This is a genomic window from Streptomyces sp. SAJ15, from assembly GCF_007595705.1.
Classification (GTDB): Bacteria; Actinomycetota; Actinomycetes; order Streptomycetales; family Streptomycetaceae; genus Streptomyces.
The window spans coordinates 476323-494288 of record NZ_NISY01000004.1 but is presented as its reverse complement, the minus strand read 5'-3'; the positions used below and the strand labels follow the sequence as shown (position 1 = coordinate 494288).

The 17966-nt window shown below is 72.9% G+C and carries 14 protein-coding genes; 9 read left to right on the top strand and 5 right to left on the bottom strand.

Annotated features, from left to right (window positions below; translation table 11 throughout):
• Positions 1-387: 387 nt before the first annotated feature.
• Together CD790_RS14705 and leuA are read right to left on the bottom strand one after the other, a co-directional pair.
• Positions 388-1122, bottom strand: a complete 735-nt coding sequence (locus tag CD790_RS14705; RefSeq protein WP_260867577.1) for a TerB family tellurite resistance protein — start codon at positions 1120-1122, stop codon at positions 388-390.
• 153 nt (positions 1123-1275) lie between these two features.
• Entirely contained in the window at positions 1276-3051 is a 1776-nt protein-coding gene (leuA, locus tag CD790_RS14700; RefSeq protein WP_144383649.1) for a 2-isopropylmalate synthase, read from the bottom strand.
• A 329-nt stretch (positions 3052-3380) separates the two neighbouring features.
• Between leuA and CD790_RS14695 the strand changes: the two genes are divergently transcribed.
• Together CD790_RS14695 and CD790_RS14690 are read left to right on the top strand one after the other, a co-directional pair.
• Complete coding sequence (locus CD790_RS14695) at positions 3381-4427, top strand: M4 family metallopeptidase (RefSeq protein ID WP_144383648.1); 1047 nt, start codon at positions 3381-3383, stop codon at positions 4425-4427.
• A 122-nt stretch (positions 4428-4549) separates the two neighbouring features.
• A complete protein-coding gene (locus CD790_RS14690; RefSeq protein WP_144383647.1) occupies positions 4550-4822 on the top strand; it encodes a protealysin inhibitor emfourin in 273 nt (90 codons plus the stop codon).
• Positions 4823-4967: 145 nt separating this feature from the next.
• Here CD790_RS14690 and CD790_RS14685 read toward each other — a convergent pair whose 3' ends face one another.
• The 3 genes from CD790_RS14685 to CD790_RS14675 all read right to left on the bottom strand — a co-directional run bounded on the left by CD790_RS14685 (position 4968) and on the right by CD790_RS14675 (position 8714).
• Positions 4968-5990, bottom strand: coding sequence for a GTPase Era (locus tag CD790_RS14685; protein ID WP_144383646.1), 1023 nt, complete (start codon positions 5988-5990; stop codon positions 4968-4970).
• Positions 5991-6152: 162 nt separating this feature from the next.
• Entirely contained in the window at positions 6153-7145 is a 993-nt protein-coding gene (locus CD790_RS14680) for a quinone oxidoreductase (RefSeq protein ID WP_144383645.1), read from the bottom strand.
• Positions 7146-7271: 126 nt separating this feature from the next.
• A complete protein-coding gene (locus tag CD790_RS14675; protein ID WP_144383644.1) occupies positions 7272-8714 on the bottom strand; it encodes an MFS transporter in 1443 nt (480 codons plus the stop codon).
• Between the two features lie 310 nt (positions 8715-9024).
• Between CD790_RS14675 and CD790_RS35755 the strand changes: the two genes are divergently transcribed.
• The 7 genes from CD790_RS35755 to CD790_RS14640 all read left to right on the top strand — a co-directional run bounded on the left by CD790_RS35755 (position 9025) and on the right by CD790_RS14640 (position 17929).
• Complete coding sequence (locus tag CD790_RS35755; RefSeq protein WP_144383794.1) at positions 9025-9318, top strand: helix-turn-helix transcriptional regulator; 294 nt, start codon at positions 9025-9027, stop codon at positions 9316-9318.
• A gap of 275 nt (positions 9319-9593) precedes the next feature.
• Complete coding sequence (locus CD790_RS14665) at positions 9594-11099, top strand: helix-turn-helix domain-containing protein (RefSeq protein WP_144383643.1); 1506 nt, start codon at positions 9594-9596, stop codon at positions 11097-11099.
• Positions 11100-11718: 619 nt separating this feature from the next.
• Positions 11719-12894 carry a fatty acid desaturase gene (locus tag CD790_RS14660; RefSeq protein ID WP_260867576.1) on the top strand — a complete coding sequence of 392 codons (1176 nt, stop codon included), beginning with the start codon at positions 11719-11721 and terminating at the stop codon, positions 12892-12894.
• 48 nt (positions 12895-12942) lie between these two features.
• The gene (locus tag CD790_RS14655) at positions 12943-13437 is read left to right on the top strand and encodes a cobalamin-dependent protein (RefSeq protein ID WP_222108246.1); all 495 of its coding nucleotides are present in this window, start codon (positions 12943-12945) and stop codon (positions 13435-13437) included.
• Positions 13434-14822, top strand: a complete 1389-nt coding sequence (locus CD790_RS14650; protein WP_144383641.1) for a methylaspartate mutase — start codon at positions 13434-13436, stop codon at positions 14820-14822. Before CD790_RS14655 ends, CD790_RS14650 begins: the two co-directional genes overlap by 4 nt.
• Before the next feature lie 47 nt (positions 14823-14869).
• Positions 14870-16822, top strand: coding sequence for an FAD/NAD(P)-binding domain-containing protein (locus CD790_RS14645; protein WP_186319017.1), 1953 nt, complete (start codon positions 14870-14872; stop codon positions 16820-16822).
• 78 nt (positions 16823-16900) lie between these two features.
• Positions 16901-17929: a methyltransferase gene (locus CD790_RS14640; protein WP_144383639.1), complete on the top strand. Its 1029-nt coding sequence runs from the start codon at positions 16901-16903 to the stop codon at positions 17927-17929.
• The last annotated feature ends 37 nt before the right edge of the window (positions 17930-17966 follow it).

Below are 17966 nucleotides of genomic sequence, written 5' to 3'. Positions count from 1 at the left end.
ACACGTCGACGTGGCCTCGCCTGCCATCCAGTCTGGTTACGCGGCACGGAGGTACCGGTTGTTCAACGGGGGGAGGTGCCTCCGTGTCGCACCCTACTCTCGCGCCACGGCCACGCCCGCGCACCACAGGCGGCCGCGTCGGCCCGTGGACGCCGCGCCGGCCCGTGGACGGCCGCTCGCCTCCCTTGACGCAGCGCGTCCGCGCCCTGGAGCGCCCCTGGACGGCCGCGTCGGCCCGCGTGCCACCGCCCCTCCTTCGAGCACCCCGACACCCGGAGCCCTCACGCTCCGGCCCGCGGGCGCGTCAGGACGAGGTGCGCTCGGGACGAGGGGCGCGTCAGGACGAGGTGCGCTCGGGCCGAGGGGCGCGTCAGGACGAAGGGCGCGTCAGGGCGAGGTGCGTGTGGTCGCCAGCAGCCGCGCCGTGTCGTCCGGGCCGATCATCAGGGCACGGCCGACGGTTTCGAGGACGGCGCGCTCGGCGGGGCGGTAGGGGCCGTCGGCGACGGCGATGCGGGCGCCCTGGAGCAGGATCGCCTCGCGACCGGCGGGGGCGAGGTGGGGGGCGAGGGGTTCGAGCGCCTCGTGGAGCTCTATGGCGAGCGCGGTGCCGCAGGGGTCCAGTCCGTCGCGGGAGGCGCAGGTGTCGGGGAGGCGGCCGGTGTCCGCGGCCAGGGCCTCGATCAGGGTGAGCAGCTGCTCCTCGTCGCAGTCGTCGAAGCCGGCGTTGCGGACCGTGCCGACGGCGGCGTCGCGGACCGGGCGGGCCTCGGTGCCGCCGGCGGCGAGGACGGCGAGGGTGACGGTGTGCACGGCGTCGCGCAGCATCGCCGAGAGGCGGGTGGTGGTGGGGTGGTCCAGGGCCTCCATGCCGAAGCGGCCCCGGCAGGAGGCGCATTCGAGGACGGGCGCGACCTGGCTGCGCGGCAGCAGCGGGAGCGGGAGGCCGAACAGCACGACGCGCCGGCGGCCGGTGCGCCGGCGGTAGTTGCGGTCGCCGCCGCACTCGGTGCAGAAGAACTCGCCGTCGCCGACGGTCTTCCAGAGCGTGCGCACACCCACGACGCACAGCTCCCGGCCGCTCCGGCCGTCGCCGCCGCCGCGGCTCTCCGTGTGCACCACGTCACACCTCCATCACGCTCCGGCAACCTCGCCGCGTTGACGTGATGTTAGCCACATCGCCAATGTGTCGTCAGTACCCCGTACGGAGACAACAGGCCAAACCCGGTGGCCCACCCACCACACGGGTGAGCGGGGCACCGGGCGGGGCCTGGATCAGCGGTGCGCCCGGTTGACCGCCGAGACGACGGCCTTCAGGGAGGCACGGGTGGTGTTGGCGTCGATGCCGATGCCCCACAGCACCTTGCCGTCGATCGCGCACTCGATGTACGAGGCGGCCTGGGCGCTCGCGCCCTCGCTCATCGTGTGCTCCTGGTAGTCCAGCAGTCGGGCGTCCACCCCGATCGCGGCCAAGGCCTCGAAGAACGCGGAGATCGGACCGTTGCCGGAGCCGGTCAGCACGGTCTCCGCGCCGTCCACGACCGCGTCGACGGTGAGGGTGTCGATGCCGTCCTTGTCGGTCGTGGTCTGGCCCGCGCGCAGCTGGATGCGGCCCCACGGGTCGGCCGGATTGGGCAGGTACTCGTCCTGGAAGACGGCCCAGATGTCCTTGGGCGTGACCTCGCCGCCCTCGGCGTCGGTCTTGGCCTGAATCGTCCTGGAGAACTCGATCTGCATCCGGCGCGGCAGGTCCAGCTTGTGGTCGTTCTTCAGGACGTAGGCGATTCCGCCCTTGCCGGACTGCGAGTTCACCCGGATGACCGCCTCGTAGGAGCGGCCCACGTCCTTGGGGTCGATGGGCAGGTACGGAACCGCCCACTCGATCTCGTCCACCGTCTTGCCGGCGGCCGAGGCGGTGGCCTCCATCGCCTCGAAGCCCTTCTTGATGGCGTCCTGGTGGGAGCCGGAGAAGGCGGTGTAGACCAGGTCGCCCGCGTACGGGTGGCGCGGGTGGACCTCCATCTGGCTGCAGTACTCAGCGGTGCGACGGATCTCGTCGATCTGCGAGAAGTCGATCTGCGGGTCCACGCCCTGGGAGAACAGGTTCATGCCCAGCGTCACCAGGTCGACGTTGCCGGTGCGCTCGCCCTGGCCGAACAGGCAGCCCTCGATCCGGTCCGCGCCCGCCATGATCGCCAGCTCGGCGGCGGCGACGGCGGTGCCCCGGTCGTTGTGCGGGTGGACCGACAGGCACACGTGCTCGCGCCGCGACAGGTTCCGCGACATCCACTCGAAGCGGTCGGCGTGGGTGGAGGGGGTCGACCGCTCGACGGTGGCGGGCAGGTTCAGGATGATCTCCCGCCCGGCCTCCGGCTGCCAGACGTCCATGACGCCCTCGCAGACCTCCAGCGCGAAGTCCAGCTCGGTGTCGGTGAAGATCTCCGGGCTGTACTGGTAGCCGAAGACGGTCTCGTCACCCAGGATCTTCTCGGCGTACTCCATCACCAGCCGGGTGCCGTCGACGGCGATCTGCTTGACCTGCTCGCGCGAGCCGCGGAAGACGACGCGGCGGAAGACCGGCGCGGTGGCGTTGTACAGGTGCACGGTCGCCTTGTGCGCGCCGCGCAGCGACTCCACGGTGCGCTCGATCAGCTCCTCGCGCGCCTGGGTCAGCACGGAGATCGTCACGTCCTCCGGGATGGCGCCTTCCTCGATGATCGACCGTACGAAGTCGAAGTCCGTCTGGCCCGAGGAGGGGAAGCCGACCTCGATCTCCTTGTAGCCCATCCGGACCAGCAGGTCGAACATCTCCCGCTTGCGGGCCGGGGACATCGGGTCGATCAGCGCCTGGTTGCCGTCCCGCAGGTCGGTGGAGAGCCAGCGCGGCGCGGCGGTGATGCGCTGGTTCGGCCAGGTGCGGTCGGCCAGGTCCACCGCCTCGTAGGGGCCGTACTTGTGGATCGGCATCCCGGACGGCCGCTGGGTGACGGTCGCCGCCGTGACGGGCGTGGGACGGCCGACGGAATGCTCGGGAGTGGAAGGGACCGACATCTGCGTGGGGCTCCTGTGGTGTCCGCGTGGATTCATGGGATGCACTGGGACGGCCGACGGGGCGCGTATGGCGCGACACCGCACTCCGCGGGGAGGGGGTCGACCTACGACAACAGGCCCTCGCCGCGGCAGCTAAGAAGAAGCAGCCCGAAACGCATGATGGAAACGACCATAACGGAGGCGTACCGGATGTGTAGCCCCCGTTTCACTATGCGGGACGAGTGGGGGTCGGCGCCGCCGTCGCGTGCGAATGGGAATCAACCACTCGATTTCATCAATCATGGCGCCAAGTAGTGACAAGCCCGTGACGCGCTGCCACATTGCCCGGCATGGCTGAAAACCTCTTCTGCACGATCGTGCCACCGCACATCCTGGACAAACTCGCCCGCCACGGCGACTCCCGGATCGCCGACAAGGCCAGCCGCACCCTGGAACACGACGCCCTCCAGCGCACCCGCCGCCGCATCACCACCGTGCGCGCCCTCGCCACGCCCGCCGGCACCCCCTCCGACAAGCCGAACCGCACCATCTTCGACGCCCAGGGCGCCGAGCGGCTGCCGGGCAGGAAGGTCCGCGGCGAGGGCGACCAGGCCACCGCCGACACCACGGTCAACCGCGCCTACGACGGGCTCGGCGCCACCTTCGAGCTGTTCCTGAAGGCGTACGGCCGGCACTCGATCGACGACTCGGGGCTGCCGCTCGACGCCAGCGTCCACTTCGGCCAGGACTACGGGAACGCCTTCTGGGACGGCCAACAGATGGTCTTCGGGGACGGCGACGGCGAGATCTTCCTCGACTTCACCGTCTCGGTCGACATCATCGGCCACGAGCTGACCCACGGTGTCACCCAGTACACCGCCAACCTGGAGTACTGGGGCCAGTCCGGGGCGCTCAACGAGTCCATGTCCGACGTCTTCGGCTCGCTGATCAAGCAGTACACCCTCGGTCAGACCGCCGACCAGGCCGACTGGCTGATCGGCGCGGGGCTGCTGGCGCCCGGCGTCACCGGCGAGGCGCTGCGCTCGCTGAAGGCCCCGGGCACCGCCTACGACGACGACGTCCTCGGCAAGGACCCGCAGCCCGCGACCATGGACGACTACGTCAAGACCAGCCGCGACAACGGCGGCGTGCACATCAACTCCGGTATCCCCAACCACGCCTTCTACCTGGTCGCCACGGCCCTCGGCGGCAACGCCTGGGAGCGGGCGGGCCGGATCTGGTACGACACGCTGACCGGCGGCGAGCTGTCCACCGACGCCACCTTCGCGGACTTCGCCCGGCTGTCGGTGGCCGCGACCCGCGCCCGCTTCGGCGAGGGGGCGGAGCTGGAGGCGGTCGACAAGGCGTGGAGCCAGGTCGGCGTCCCGGTGGAGTAGCGAGCGACCGCCGCGGAGCGTCAGCCCGGGGGACGGCACGCCGGGGGACGGCACGCCGGCAGGCGGCGCGCCGGGGGCGGATCGGGGTAGCACTCCGGGCCGCGGGTCGTAAGGATGGAGCCATGCGCATCTCTGTGATCCGCTCCGGCGGCTTCGCCGGCATCGAGCGCCGGGCCGAGCTGGACACCTCCGGCCGGCCCGACGCCCGACACCTGGAGGCCCTGGCCCATCAGGCCGTGTCGGCGAGCCCGGCCGAGGCCACCGCGGTCCGGGGGGTGCCGGACGGCTTCTCCTACGAGATCACGGTCGACGGGCGCACCGCGCACTGCGCCGACCCGCACCTGAGCGACGCCCAGCGCGAGCTGGTCCGCGCGGTGCTCAGGGAAGGGGCCTGAGGGAGTGCCCTGAAGGGTGTGCCCGGGCCCGGCCGGGGCCCGTGACGGAGCGCCCCGGGAAGGTCCCCGGGAGGGCCCGCGCGGGAGCGCGCCCGGAGGTCGTTCCCGGGAGGTCGTTCCCGGCAAGGCGCTCCCGGCAAGGCGCTCAGAATCCGAGCTTGCGCAGCTGCTTGGGGTCCCGCTGCCAGTCCTTGGCGACCTTCACATGCAGGTCCAGGAAGACCGGCGTGCCCAGCAGGGCCTCGATGTGCTTGCGGGACTTGGTGCCGACCTCCTTCAGGCGGGCGCCCTTGGGGCCGATGATGATGCCCTTCTGGCTGGGCCGCTCGATGTAGACGTTGGCGTGGATGTCCAGCAGCGGGCGGTCGGCCGGGCGGCCCTCGCGGGGCAGCATCTCCTCGACGACGACGGCGATGGAGTGCGGCAGTTCGTCGCGCACGCCCTCCAGCGCGGCCTCGCGGATCAGCTCCGCGACCATGACCTGCTCGGGCTCGTCGGTGAGGTCGCCCTCCGGGTACAGCGGCGGGCTCTCCGGCAGCAGCGGCACCAGCAGGTCCGCGAGCAGCGCCACCTGGCCGGCCCCGCGTCCGCCGCCGCCCACGACCGCCGGGCCGCGGCCGCCCTGCTTGTCCGCGTCCACCGCGGAGACCGGGATGATCTCCTGCCACACGATGCCCAGGTCCTGGCCCAGCTTGTCGATCGCGATCAACTGCTCGGCCAGCCGCTTGGAGTCGACCAGGTCGGTCTTGGTGACGATGGCGACCTTGGGGGTCTTCTTGATCCCGGCCAGCTCGGTGGCGATGTAGCGGTCGCCGGGACCGATCTTCTGGTCGGCGGGCAGGCAGAAGCCGATCACGTCGACCTCGGCCCAGGTGGTGCGGACCACGTCGTTGAGCCGCTCGCCGAGCAGGGTGCGCGGCTTGTGCAGGCCGGGGGTGTCGACGAGCACCAGCTGGGCGTCGGGGCGGTGCACGATGCCGCGCACGGTGTGCCGGGTGGTCTGCGGCCGGTTCGAGGTGATGGCCACCTTGGTGCCGACCAGAGCGTTCGTGAGGGTGGACTTGCCCGCGTTGGGCCGGCCGACGAAGCAGGCGAAGCCCGCGCGGTGCGGGGCCGACTGCTGGGTGGTCTTCGGCGCGGTCTCGGGGGACGGGGAACGATCGCTCATGTCGCTCATTGTCCCCGATGCGCCGCCCTACGCCGACCAGCCCGGGGCAGCGGGGCCGAGAGCGGGCAAGGCCGGGGTGTCGGGCGGGGCGGGCCGCGGGCCCGGGCGGGGAAGGCCGGGCGGTCCACACCGGGACGCTTCCCCGCCTCAGGCCCTGTCCCCTCAGGAGGGGAGCAGCAGCAGCTTGCCCGTGGTGCGGCGGGACTGGAGGTCGGTGTGGGCGCGGGCGGCCTCCGCCAGGGGGTAGCGGCCGCCGACGGCGAGCTCCAGCCGGCCGTCGCGGAGCCAGTCGAAGACCTCGGCCGCGCGGAAGCGCAGCTCGTCGGGGTCGGTGGCGTAGTCGACCAGGGTGGGGCGGGTGAGGAAGAGCGAGCCGCGGGAGGCCAGGGACTGCGGGTCGAACGCGGGGGCGGGCCCGGAGGCGGAGCCGACCAGGACGAAGAGGCCGCGTCGGCGCACCGCGCCCAGGCCGGCCTCGAAGGTGTCGCGGCCGATGCCGTCGTAGACCACGTCGACGCCCCGACCGTCGGTGAGCTCACGGACCCGGGCGGCCAGCTCACCGCCGTCGGCGAGCGCGCCGCCCTCGGCCCGTATGAGGACCTCCTGGGCGCCGGCCGCGCGGGCCGCCTCGACCTTCTCCGGGGCGGAGACGGTGGCCAGGACCCGTACACCTTGCGCGGTGAGCAGCCGGGTGAGGTGTCGGCCGAGGCCGCCGGCCGCCGAGTGGACCAGGGCGGTCTCGCCCTTGACCGCCGGGTGGACGGAGGTGGTGAGGTAGTGCGCGGTGAGGCCCTGGAGCAGCACGGCCGCCGCGTCCGCCGCGGTGATGTCCTCCGGCACCGACACGGCCGCGGCGGCGGGGACGATCACCTGTTCCGCATAGCTTCCGGGTGCCGCCCACCACGCCACCCGGTCGCCGACCGCGAAGCCCTCGGCCCCGGGGCCCAGCGCCAGGACGGTGCCGGCCCCCTCGCTGCCGGGGACGAAGGGCGGCGTCGCGCGGTTGCCGGCCTGGCGCTCGTAGACGTCCTTGTAGTTCACGCCGGCCACCGCGAGCCGCACCAGCAGCTCACCCGGGCCGGGCACCGGGTCCGGCAGCTCCGTCGGGACCAGTACCTCCGGGCCGCCGGCCCGCTCCACCACTACAGCGCGCATCAGGCGCCTCCCCTTCCTGGTGTTTCTCGTGTTTCTCGCATGACGTGTCGTTCTCGGCCTTCTCGGCGTTCTCGGTGTTGTTCTCGGCTTTCTCGGTGTCCGCGGGTTCGCGCGTTCGCGGCGTTCTCAGGTCGCTCGGATGTCCGCCGGCCTCGCGCGGGTGACGGCCGGCATGCTGTGGCGCACCACCAGCGCGGCCGCCGCGAACCCCAGGGCCACCAGGGCCAGACACACCCGTAGGCCGGCGTCGCCCCGCCCGTCCAGCAGCGGTCCGAAGAGCGCCACGCCGATCGCGCCGCCCACCTGCCGCAGCGCGTTCAGCGAGCCGGAGGCCAGCCCCGACTGGTCCGGGGGGAGCGAGCGCAGCACCACCGTGGGCAGGCTGGGACCCATCAGCCCGGCGCCGAGCCCCAGCAGACAGCTGCCGACCGCGAAGAGCGGCCAGTCCCGACCGCCGGAGAGCGGGAGCAGCGCGAGGGCGCCGGCGGCGGCCCCGGCGGAGCCGGCGATCAGCAACAGCCGGGGGCCGGTACGGGTCACCGCGCGGGCCAGCACGAACGACGCGAAGGCCCAGCAGCTCGCGAACGGCACGAAGGCCAGCCCGGCGCCCAGCGCGCCCAGCCCCCAGCGGTGTTGCAGATGGAGTGAGATGGCGAACTGGCCGCCGTACGCACCGAACTGGAACAGCGCCCCGAGCCCCAGTCCGGCCGCGAACCCGGGCCGGCGCAGCACGTCCAGCGGCAGCGCCGGGTGGGGGGCCGCGCGTTCGGCGAGCCCGAAGGCGACGGCCGCCAGGGCCGCCGCGCCGAGCAGCGTCAGCGGAAGCGGGGCGGACCAACCGTGACTGCCGCCCTCGACCAGCGCCCCGATACCGCAGCCCACCACCACCGCGGCCGCCAACTGGCCCCACGGGTCCAGGGGCACCGCGCGGGTCGGCGAGGGGGCCAGCCGCCGCCGGCAGCCGGCCACGGCGAGCAGCCCGATGGGCACGTTGATGAGGAAGATGGCGCGCCAGCCGACGGCCGCGGTCAGGGCGCCGCCCGCCACCGGGCCGATGACCAGGGCGAGGGAGCTGACACCGCCCCAGATGGTGAACGCCTTGGCGCGCCGCGCCGGTTCGGGGTGCATGTGCGCGATGACCGCGAGCGAGGCGGGCAGCAGCCCGCCGGCCGCCACGCCCTGCACCGTGCGCGCGGCGATCAGCGTGCCGAGTCCGGGGCTGGCGGCGCAGGCGGCCGAGGCGGCGACGAAGAGCAGCAGGGACAGTTCGAAGAGGCGGCGGGCGCCCAGCCGGTCGGCGAGTGCGCCGCCGCCGAGCAGGCAGGCCGCCATGGCGATGGTGTAGCTGTTGACCGTCCACTCCAACGGCGCCAGTCCACCGCCGAGTTCCGCGCGGAGTCGCGGCAGTGCGACATTGAGCGCGCTGGCGTCCATGAGCACCATGAAGAAGCCGAGACAGACCGCCGCCAGGGCAGTTCCGCCGACCGGGTCCGCGGGGTCCGGTACCTTCGAGGGCGCCTGGCCGCGCGGCGCCGGAGCCGCCGGGCCGCTCTCCATGGCTTCACTCACCTGACAACTCGCATCCACTTCCGGGACGATCGCCGGACACGGCGACGCCCGCACGGTCTATAGTGTTCGATGGAGGTCGATCACCATGAATAAAAGCCGTTCTCCTGACACCGAGTCAAGTACGGCTGCCTCCCTCGACGACCCCTCTCCCGACGGCCCCTCTCTCGGCGACCCCTCTCTCGGCGACCCCTCTCTCGACGCACGGCCGTGCGAGCACCTCCCGGCCGCCGACCCTCGGCCGAGCGACGCCCGCGCCCGCGTCTCACAGCGCACCCGCCGCCTCACCCACACGGACCCGGCCCAGGCCACGCTGCAGGACGCGCTGGGCGCGCTGGGCGACCCGGTGCGCCGCGCCATCATCCGAGAGCTGGCCGACTGCCCGGACTGGAGCCGCGCCTGCGGCACCTTCGACCTGGGCGTCAGCAAGGCCACCCGGAGCCACCACTTCGCGGTGCTGCGCCACGCCGGACTACTCGAACAGCGCGACGAAGGCGCCCGGCGGCTCAACCGGCTGCGCCGGGAGGAGTTCGACGCCGCCTTCCCCGGCCTGCTCGACCTGGTCCTCACCGAGCGCCCGCCGGCGCCGCCATACCGATGCACCTGAGTTGCTTGCCAGTTGACTGGCGGTGTCATAGCGTTGTCATACGGGCGGTGTCGACGCCACCACCCGGACTACGGCCACTCCAGGTCGGTGGAGCTCCCCGGACCCGTCGGGCGCGACACCGCTCGGGCCACGAACCGGCCACCCGATCGCTCATCCTCGGTCAAGGTCGGCACGGCGCAGGTCTGGGCCGCCGCCTGGACCGTGAGCGACATGACTAATGCAGCAAGAAGCCTTAACATGTCCGGATTTCTCTCCAAGGAAGTAATGGGCTTGCCATGACGGTGGTCAACCAGCCCGAGTTCGGTCAGCGGCTGAGACAACTGCGGCTGGAGCGCGGGATCAAGCAGACGGAGTTGGCCGGTGGACCGGTGTCCGCCAGCTACATCTCACGGCTCGAGATGGGCAACCGCCTTCCCTCTCCCGCCGCCCTCAGCTACCTCGCGGACAAGCTGGGCGTGCCCAGTGAGGCCCTGACGACCTGCGCGCCGTCGAAGGGGGCGGAAGCCGGCCCGGGCGGCGTGGGCGCCGGCGGCGCGGACGACCCGCACTCCGCCCGCAGCCTGCTGCTGGCCGAGGCGGCCACCGCGCTGCGCGACGGCGACACCGCCCGCGTCATCGAGTTGCTGGAGCCGCAGTTGGACCGGGCGGAGGCGGCCGCCCCGTTCGGCTGGCACTGGCATCTGCTGTGGACGCTGGCCGAGGCGTACGGCCGCCGACAGGAGCTGCCCGCGCGGGTCCGCGTGCTGCGCACCATGCTCGACACCAGCGCCATCTGGCCGGACGCGGCCGCGGTCCGGGCCGGCATCCTGGCCGACCTGTCCGCCGACGAGCGGGCCCTGGGCCATCTGCCGGCCGCTCTGGAGGCGGGCGAGCAGGCGGTCGCGGCCGCCCGCGGAGCCGGAGCGCCCGAGCAGGCGCGCGCGCTGATGGCGGTGGCCGCGGCCGAGACCGAGCTGGGCGCGGTGCGGCTCGCGGACAAGCGGGTGCCCGAGCTGCTGGCGCTGGCCGACGCCACCACCCCCCGCACGGCCGCCCAGATCTACTGGACCTGCGCCGGGGTGCGCAGCCGTCAGGGGCGGGCCGAGGAGAGCGACCGGCTGATGCTCAAGGCCCTGGCCATCCTGGACAGCCGGGACGACCTGCTGGCCTGGGCACGGCTGCGGATGGCGGCCAGCGCGCTGCGGCTGCGCAGTGGACGCACCGACGACGTCCGGGGCTGGATCAAGGAGGCGCGCCGCGCGGTCGATCTGGTGGGCGGCCCCGGTCAGAGCGCGGCGCTGCTGTCCCTGACGGCCTGGCTGCTGTGGATCGAGCGCGACTACCGGGCGGCGATCGCGGCGGCCGACCAGGCCGAGGAGACCGGACTGCTCGCGTTTCATGACGGTCTGCGCAACCGGCTGCTGCGCAGCCGGTGCCTGTTGCGGATCGGCTCCGAGGCCGAGGCGCGGACGCAGATGCGGTCCGTGGCCATGCAGGCGGAGGACTCGGGGTACCTCGACCTGGCCACCGAGGCGTGGAAGTCGCTGGCCTCGGCGCTGGACGGGGCACAGACGGAGGGCGACCGGAGGATCGGCGCCCCGCGCGGGGGGAACCTCACCGGCGAGACGGACATGACTCCGCTGGAGGGGGCGCTGTTGGACGCGACCCGGCTGGACGAGACCCAGTGGGCGGGGACGCCGCTGGACGGGCCCCGACCCTCGGCCAGGGAGGGCGTTGTCAGAGGTGTCAACGGCAGCGGGGGCAGCGGCAGGCGGCCGGAGGGCCCCGCGGCGCGCGACTGACCCCGCGAGCGCGGGACGCGCCATGGAGCTCCGGGGCGCGGGGCGTACCACCGGCGTCGGGGGCGCGGGGCGCCCGAGGATCCTCGGAGCGGTGGTCGACGGGGCACCTGCCCGCCTTGCGGAAGCTGTTGCCGCGGAAGCTGTTGCCGCGACGTCCGGCGCGGCCCTCCCGAACCGCCTCGCGCCGCGGCGGTGACACCCGGCCGTAACGCGGCCGCAGTCACGCCCCGCTCCTCCGGCATCCCGGTACTCCCCCCACTGTCCAGGACCAATGTGTGACGTACACAGGTTCGTTCAACAGTCCTAAATAGCCTAGCCCATGTGCGCGACAACTGACTAGTCGTGACTTCATATGACCACTGCTTGACTACCTCTGGCAGACCTGAGTAGCTTGGCACCGCCCGCCAGTCAGATGGCACGTCACAAGGTCGCGCCTCCAGAGCGCCGTGCCGCTGGCCGTGGCCCGCCATCTCCGGCGCCTGTTCCGTACCCCGCTCCGCCGGTTTCACCGCTGTACGGCCCCCTGCTCTCCGCACCTGGTTCTGCCTGTTCGCCCCCTTCGGCCATGCCGCCAACGCAGAAAAGGCCCCCGCCCACCATGAGTGCCAGCAATGCGTCCATGTCGACCGCGGATGCCACACGCGAGTCCATGCGGGTCTTACCCGGCCCGCTCCAGTTACCCCTCACCTTCCTGACCGGCAAACCGCTGGCGGGCCAGCGTCCTGTCAACCTGTCGCCCGGATTCCACCTGACAACGGCCGTCCTGAGCATGCTGGCCGGCATTGCGCTCTCCAGCTCCGCGCTCCTGCTCGGCGGCGGCTGGCTGACACTCCTGGTCCCCGGCTGGGCGATGACCCTGCACGGCCAGCGCAATCTGCGCATGATGATCTATCACCAGTGCTCGCACCGGAACATGTTCGGCCGCCGTCGACTGGACGCCGCCCTCGGCTACGCCGTCTCCAGCCTGCTGGTCATCCAGAACTTCAAGCGCTACAGCAAGGAGCACGTGGCCGACCACCACGCCGTGCACCACATGACCCTGCGCGACCCGACCGTGCAGGCGTTCCTGGTCAGCCTGGACCTGCGTCCCGGGATGACGCGCCGCCAGATGTGGCGCAGGGTGTTGCTCAAGCTGGTCTCGCCCCGCTTCCACCTGGCCTTCGCGGTGGCGCGCGTGCGCTCCTTCTGGAAGAACTCCGCCCGCGCCGAGAAGGTCCTGGCGCCCCTGCTCTACGGAGCGCTCGCCGTCACCGCCGTATGGACCGGTCTCGTCGTACCGGTGCTGGTGGTCTGGTTTCTGCCGCTGATCTTCTTCTACCAGATCAGCAACACCCTCCGGCTGTGCGTCAAGCACACCTTTCCCGCGCCCGACGCCACCGTCCGGCGCGGCAAGGAGTACTTCGCCGGCCTCACCAACGCCATCTTCATCGGCGAGCCCGCCCCCGCGCCCGGGCTCTCGGCGGGACGCGCGACGGCCGCCTGGACGCGCTGGACGCTGCGCATGGCCCTGGTCCACTTCCCCACCCGCTACCTGGTGCTCACCGGGGACACCGTGGTGCACGACTACCACCACCGCTATCCGGCCAGCCGCCAGTGGTACGACTACCTCTTCGTGCGCCAGCAGGACATCGCCGACGGCCATCGCGGCTGGCCCCCGTACACCGCGGAGTGGGGCCTGGTGGCCGCCGTCAACCGGGTCTTCGACTCGCTGTCGGTGGCCGACCCCGAGGAGTTCGACATCACCCGGCTCCGGTCGGTCAGCCGCCGCGAGCTGTTCGCCGCCTTCGACGACTGACGGCCGGCCTCGCCCACCCCCTCCGTACCGCCAGAGAGGTTCCGCAGGATGACCATGTCCGCCACCCCCGACTCCCCCGAACGCCTGGTGATCCTGGGCGTCGCGGCCAGCGACGCGCACGCCGTCGCCAACCATCTGATCGCCCACTCGCTGCGCGCCGACGGCTTCACCGTCATCAACCTGGGCACCTGCACCCCGGTCGCCGAGTTCGCGGACGCCTGCGCGCGCCACCCCGGGGCGGAGGCCGTCATCATCGGCAGCCTCAACGGTCAGATCCACGCGGATCTGCACGACCTGGCGGACGCCAAGCGGGCGGGGCGGATCCCCTGCCCCGTGATCGTCGGCGGCAACCTCTCGGTCGGCAGCGTCAAGCACGATTCGGCGATCGACCGGCTGTACGCGCTGGGCGTCGACCATGTGCTGGACAGTCCGGCGCGGCTGACCCCGCTGCTGGACACCCTGCGGCCCGCCGTCGCCCCGGTCGGGGCGGGCGCCGGTGCCGACGCCGCCGTCCGCGCGCTGGCCGGTGCCGCGGCCCGATGACCGACGCACCGGCCGGGCCGGAAGAGCTGCCCTCCCTCCGGGAGTCGGTCGCCTACATCGGCCGGTTGGGCAAGCCGACCGCCGCCGAGGTGCTGGACCTCGCGCAGGCGACGGGCCGGGTGGCGCTCCAGCCGCGCTGCGGCGTCGGCGGCCACCGGGAGATGGCGGCGCTCCTGGCCGAGTTGGAACGCGAGGGCCGCCCGGACATCCTGACCCTGACCATCGACGCGCACACCCGGCTGCTCCGCTGGGAGCACGCCGCGCGGGCGCTGCGCGCCGACCCGCTCGGGCTGAACGGCTATCCGCTGGTCACCCACGGCTGGCGGCGGGGCCGGGAGCTGAACGAGAGCGTGTCGGTGCCGTTGGAGATCCGACACGGCTCGCCGGACCCGCGCGCCCTGTTCGCCACCTCGGTGGCCGCCGGCATCACCTCCTTCGAGGGCGGCGGGATCTCGTACAACCTGCCGTACTCCAAGGACGTGCCGCTGGCGCACTCGCTGACCGCCTGGGCCGAGGTGGACGCGGTCTGCGGGGAGTTGGCGCGGCTGGGCACCGTGGTGGACCGGGAGCTGTTCGGGACGCTGACCGCGGTGCTCGTGCCGCCGTCGATCTCGCTGGCGATCAGCGTGTTGGAGGCGGTCGCGGCGACGGCCGAGGGCGTGCGCTGCGTCTCCGTCTCGTATCCGCAGAGCGGCCATCTCGCCCAGGACGTGGCGGCGCTGCGCGCCATCCCCGAGTTGGCCGGCCGCTATCTGCCGGCCGGGGTGCGCACCCACGCGGTGCTCCACGAGTTCATGGGGGTCTTCCCCAGGGAACGGCACCACGCCGAGGAGCTGATCTTCTACGGGGCGTTGACCGCCCGGCTCGGCGGCGCCTCAAAGATGATCACCAAGACGTACCAGGAGGCGCACGGCATCCCGGACGCGGCGGCCAACGTGGCCGGGCTGCGGCTGGCGGACATCGCCAACTCCCGGCTGTTGGACTTCGTCACGGTCGACGAGGAGGCGGTGTCCGAGGAGCAGCGGTGGATCTGCCGGGAGGTCGCGGAGATCGTCGAGCCGGTGCTGGCCGCCCCGCGGCTGCACAGCGCCATCGTCACCGCGTTCGCCGAGGGCCGCCTCGACATCCCGTTCAGCGCCAGCCGACACGCCCACTCGGCGATCATCCCGCGGCGGGACCCGAGCGGGGCGATCCGCTACCACTCGCACGGTCGGCTGCCGCTGTCGCCGGCCAGCGTGGCGCGCAACCAGAGGCTGCTGGCGGCCGGGCCCGGCGCCGCCCCGGGCGGCACCCCCGGCGGCGACCTCTTCGAGGCGCTGCGGTTCGACATCGACTACTTCCCCCACCTGTTCAGCGAAGCCGGAGACGGCGGGTCGGCGCGGTGACCCGCCCCGGCCCCGCGAAAGACCCCGCAACCGAGAGGAACGCACCCGTGGCTACCAGCCAGTCGACCATACGAGTGGGCATAGTGGGCGCCGGCCCGCGCGGCGTCGTCGCGCTCGAACGGCTGTGTGCCAACGCGCCGCTGCTGGCTCCCGGCGTGACGGTGGAGGTCCATCTGATCGATCCCTGCCCGCCGGGCGGCGGCCGGGTCTGGCAGCAGGACCAGGACCGCTCGCTGCTGATGAACACCGTCGCCTCGGACGTCACCGTGTTCACCGACGACTCCGTGCCCTGTGAGGGGCCGATCATCCCCGGGCCCACCCAGTACCAGTGGGCCCGGATGGTGGCCGAGGGACTGATCGACGACGTGAGCGCGGCGGACCGGGCCGAGTGCGCCGGGATGCTGCCCTGGTCGTACGGGAGCCGGGCGCTCAACGGCGGCTATCTGCGCTGGGCGCTGGGCCACATCGTCCGCACCGCGCCGGCGGAGATCTCCGTGCGCACCCACGCCACGCGCGCGGTGGCGCTCGACGACGTGCCCGGCGGCCGGCAGGTGCTGCGGCTGGAGGAGCGCGGCGAGGGAGAGGAGACGGAGCTGCTGCTGGACGCGGTGGTGCTGGCCCAGGGCCACTTCGACGTCGCGCCGACCGAGGGCCAGCAGCGGCTGCGGCGCTTCGCGGCCGAGCACGGCCTGGTCTACCAGGAGCCGGTCAGCCCCGCCGAGGCCGATCTGTCCGACTTCCCCGCCGGCGAGCCGGTGGTGCTGCGCGGCCTGGGGCTGAGCTTCTTCGACTACGTCACGCTGCTGACGCAGGGCCGTGGCGGCCGGCTGCGCCGGGACGAGGCCGGCCGGCTGCGCTACGAGCCCTCCGGCAAGGAGCCGCTGATCTACGCGGGCTCGGGCCGGGGCGTGCCGTACACCGCGCGGGCCGAGATCCACCTGGAGGTCGTGCCGCGCTACCAGCCGCGCTTCCTGACCGCCGAGGTGATCACCGAGCTGCGGCACGGGGCCGGGCGCGGCGAGACCGACTTCATGAACCACCTGTGGCCGTACGTGGCCAAGGAGGTCGGGTTCGTCTACTACCGGGCCCTGCTGAGCCGGGCCCCGGAGGCGGAGCGGGAGGCGTTCCTGGCGGAGTACTCCCGGCTCGACTGGGACAGCGCCGCGATGCGGGAGCTGATCGAGCGCCATGTCCCGGACCCCGCCGAGCGGTGGGACTGGGCGCGGGTGGACCGGCCCGGCCTCGGCCGACGGTTCGCCGACCGCGCGGAGTACGACGCCTGGGTGGCCGGCCGGCTGCGCTGGGACCTGGAGCAGTCGGCGGCCGGCCCCGCGACAAGCCCGTTCAAGGCCACCGCGGCCATCATGCGCGACCTGCGCGACGAGATCCGGCAGGTCATCTCCCACCAGGGGCTGCGCGGGGCGTCGTACCGGGAGCACGTGGACCGCTGGTTCAGCGGGTTGAACAACTATGTGGCCTCCGGTCCGCCGGTGGCCCGGATCGAGGAGCTGGAGGCTCTGGTCGCGGCCGGGGTGGTGCGCATGGTCGGCCCCCGGATGCGGGTGGAGTGCGCCCCGGAGCGCGGCCGCTTCCTGGTCTCCTCACCCGAGGTCGACGAGGCGCCGCTGGAGGTGACGGCGCTGCTGGAGGCGCACCTGGCGCTGACCGACGTGCGCCGCGCCACCGATCCGCTGCTACGCCACCTGCTCACCACGGGCGGCTGCCGGCCGCACACCATCCCCGACGCGGAGGGCCCGGGCTACGAGACCGGCGGCCTGGATGTCGCCGAGACCAGCTTCCGGCTGATCGACGTCGCCGGCACCCAGCACCGCGGCCGCTTCTCGTACGGGCCCCCGGTGGAGTCGGTGCAGTGGGTGACCGCGATCGGTGCCCGGCCGCACGTGGGCTCCCGCACGCTGCTCCAGGGCGACGCGATCACCCGCGGCTGTCTGCGCACGGGGCTGGAGAACCTCGGGCAGCGCCGCATGGCCGTCGCCTGAGCCCCCTTCGCCTTCGCTTTCCCTCCCTTTCCCTTTGGCCCCCTTCCCTTCTGACTTCCGCACGCAAGGAGACGCAGGATGACCGACGGCGCAGCGGCCTCGCGCAGACTGATGGACCTGATGATCGGCTACTGGGCCTCCCAGGCCGTCTACACCGCCGCCAAGCTGGGCCTCGCGGACGAGCTGGCGGACGGTCCGGCCACCCCCGCGCAACTGGCCGACCGCACCGGCACCCATGAGCCCTCCCTCGCCCGACTGCTCCGCTTCCTGGCCGAGTTGGGCGTCGTCGAACGGGACCCGGCGCGCGGCACCTACCGCACCACCGAGGTGGGCCGGACCCTGCGCACCGAGGAGCAGGGCTCGATGCGCGATCTGGCGCTGCTGTACGGCGAGGAGTTCTACGCCGGCTGGGGCCATCTGACGCACACCGTGCGCACGGGGGAGAACGCCTTCACCGCGCTGCACGGGGCGGCGATGTACCCGTACTTCGGCCGGACCCCGGAGCTGACCGCCAAGTTCGACCGGGCGATGGCGGCCAGCTCGGCGTTCTTCGACCCGATCCCGACCCTCTTCGACTTCAGCGAGGCGCGGACCGTGGTGGACATCGCGGGCGGCAACGGCTCGCTGCTGACCACCGTGTTGCGGGCCCATCCGCACCTGCGGGGCGTGCTGTTCGACACCGAGCACGTGGTGGACGCGGCCCGCACGGAGCTGGCGCGGACCGAGCTGGCGGGCCGGCTGGACTACGCCTGGGGCGACTACTACGAGAAGGTCCCGGCGGGCGGGGACGTCTACCTGCTCTCGCGGGTGCTGCACGGGCGCGACGACGAGCGGTGCCTGGAGGTGCTGCGGCGCATCCGGGAGGTGATCCCGGAGGACGGCGCGCTGTTGATCGTGGAGCGGGTGGTGCCGGAGGACGGTTCGCCGTCGCTGGCCGCCTGGTTCGACGTGCACATGCTGGCGATCGCGGGCGGCTCGGAGCGCACCGCCTCGGAGTACGCGGCGCTGCTGGAGCAGTCGGGCTTCGCGCTCTCCGTCGTCCACGGGCTGCCGCTGGACACCGAGCTGTTGGTGGCGGTGCCGCGGACGCGGTCCGCGAACGCCTAGCCGACGTCTCCGTCCGCCGCGGGGCCGGGCGGGTCCG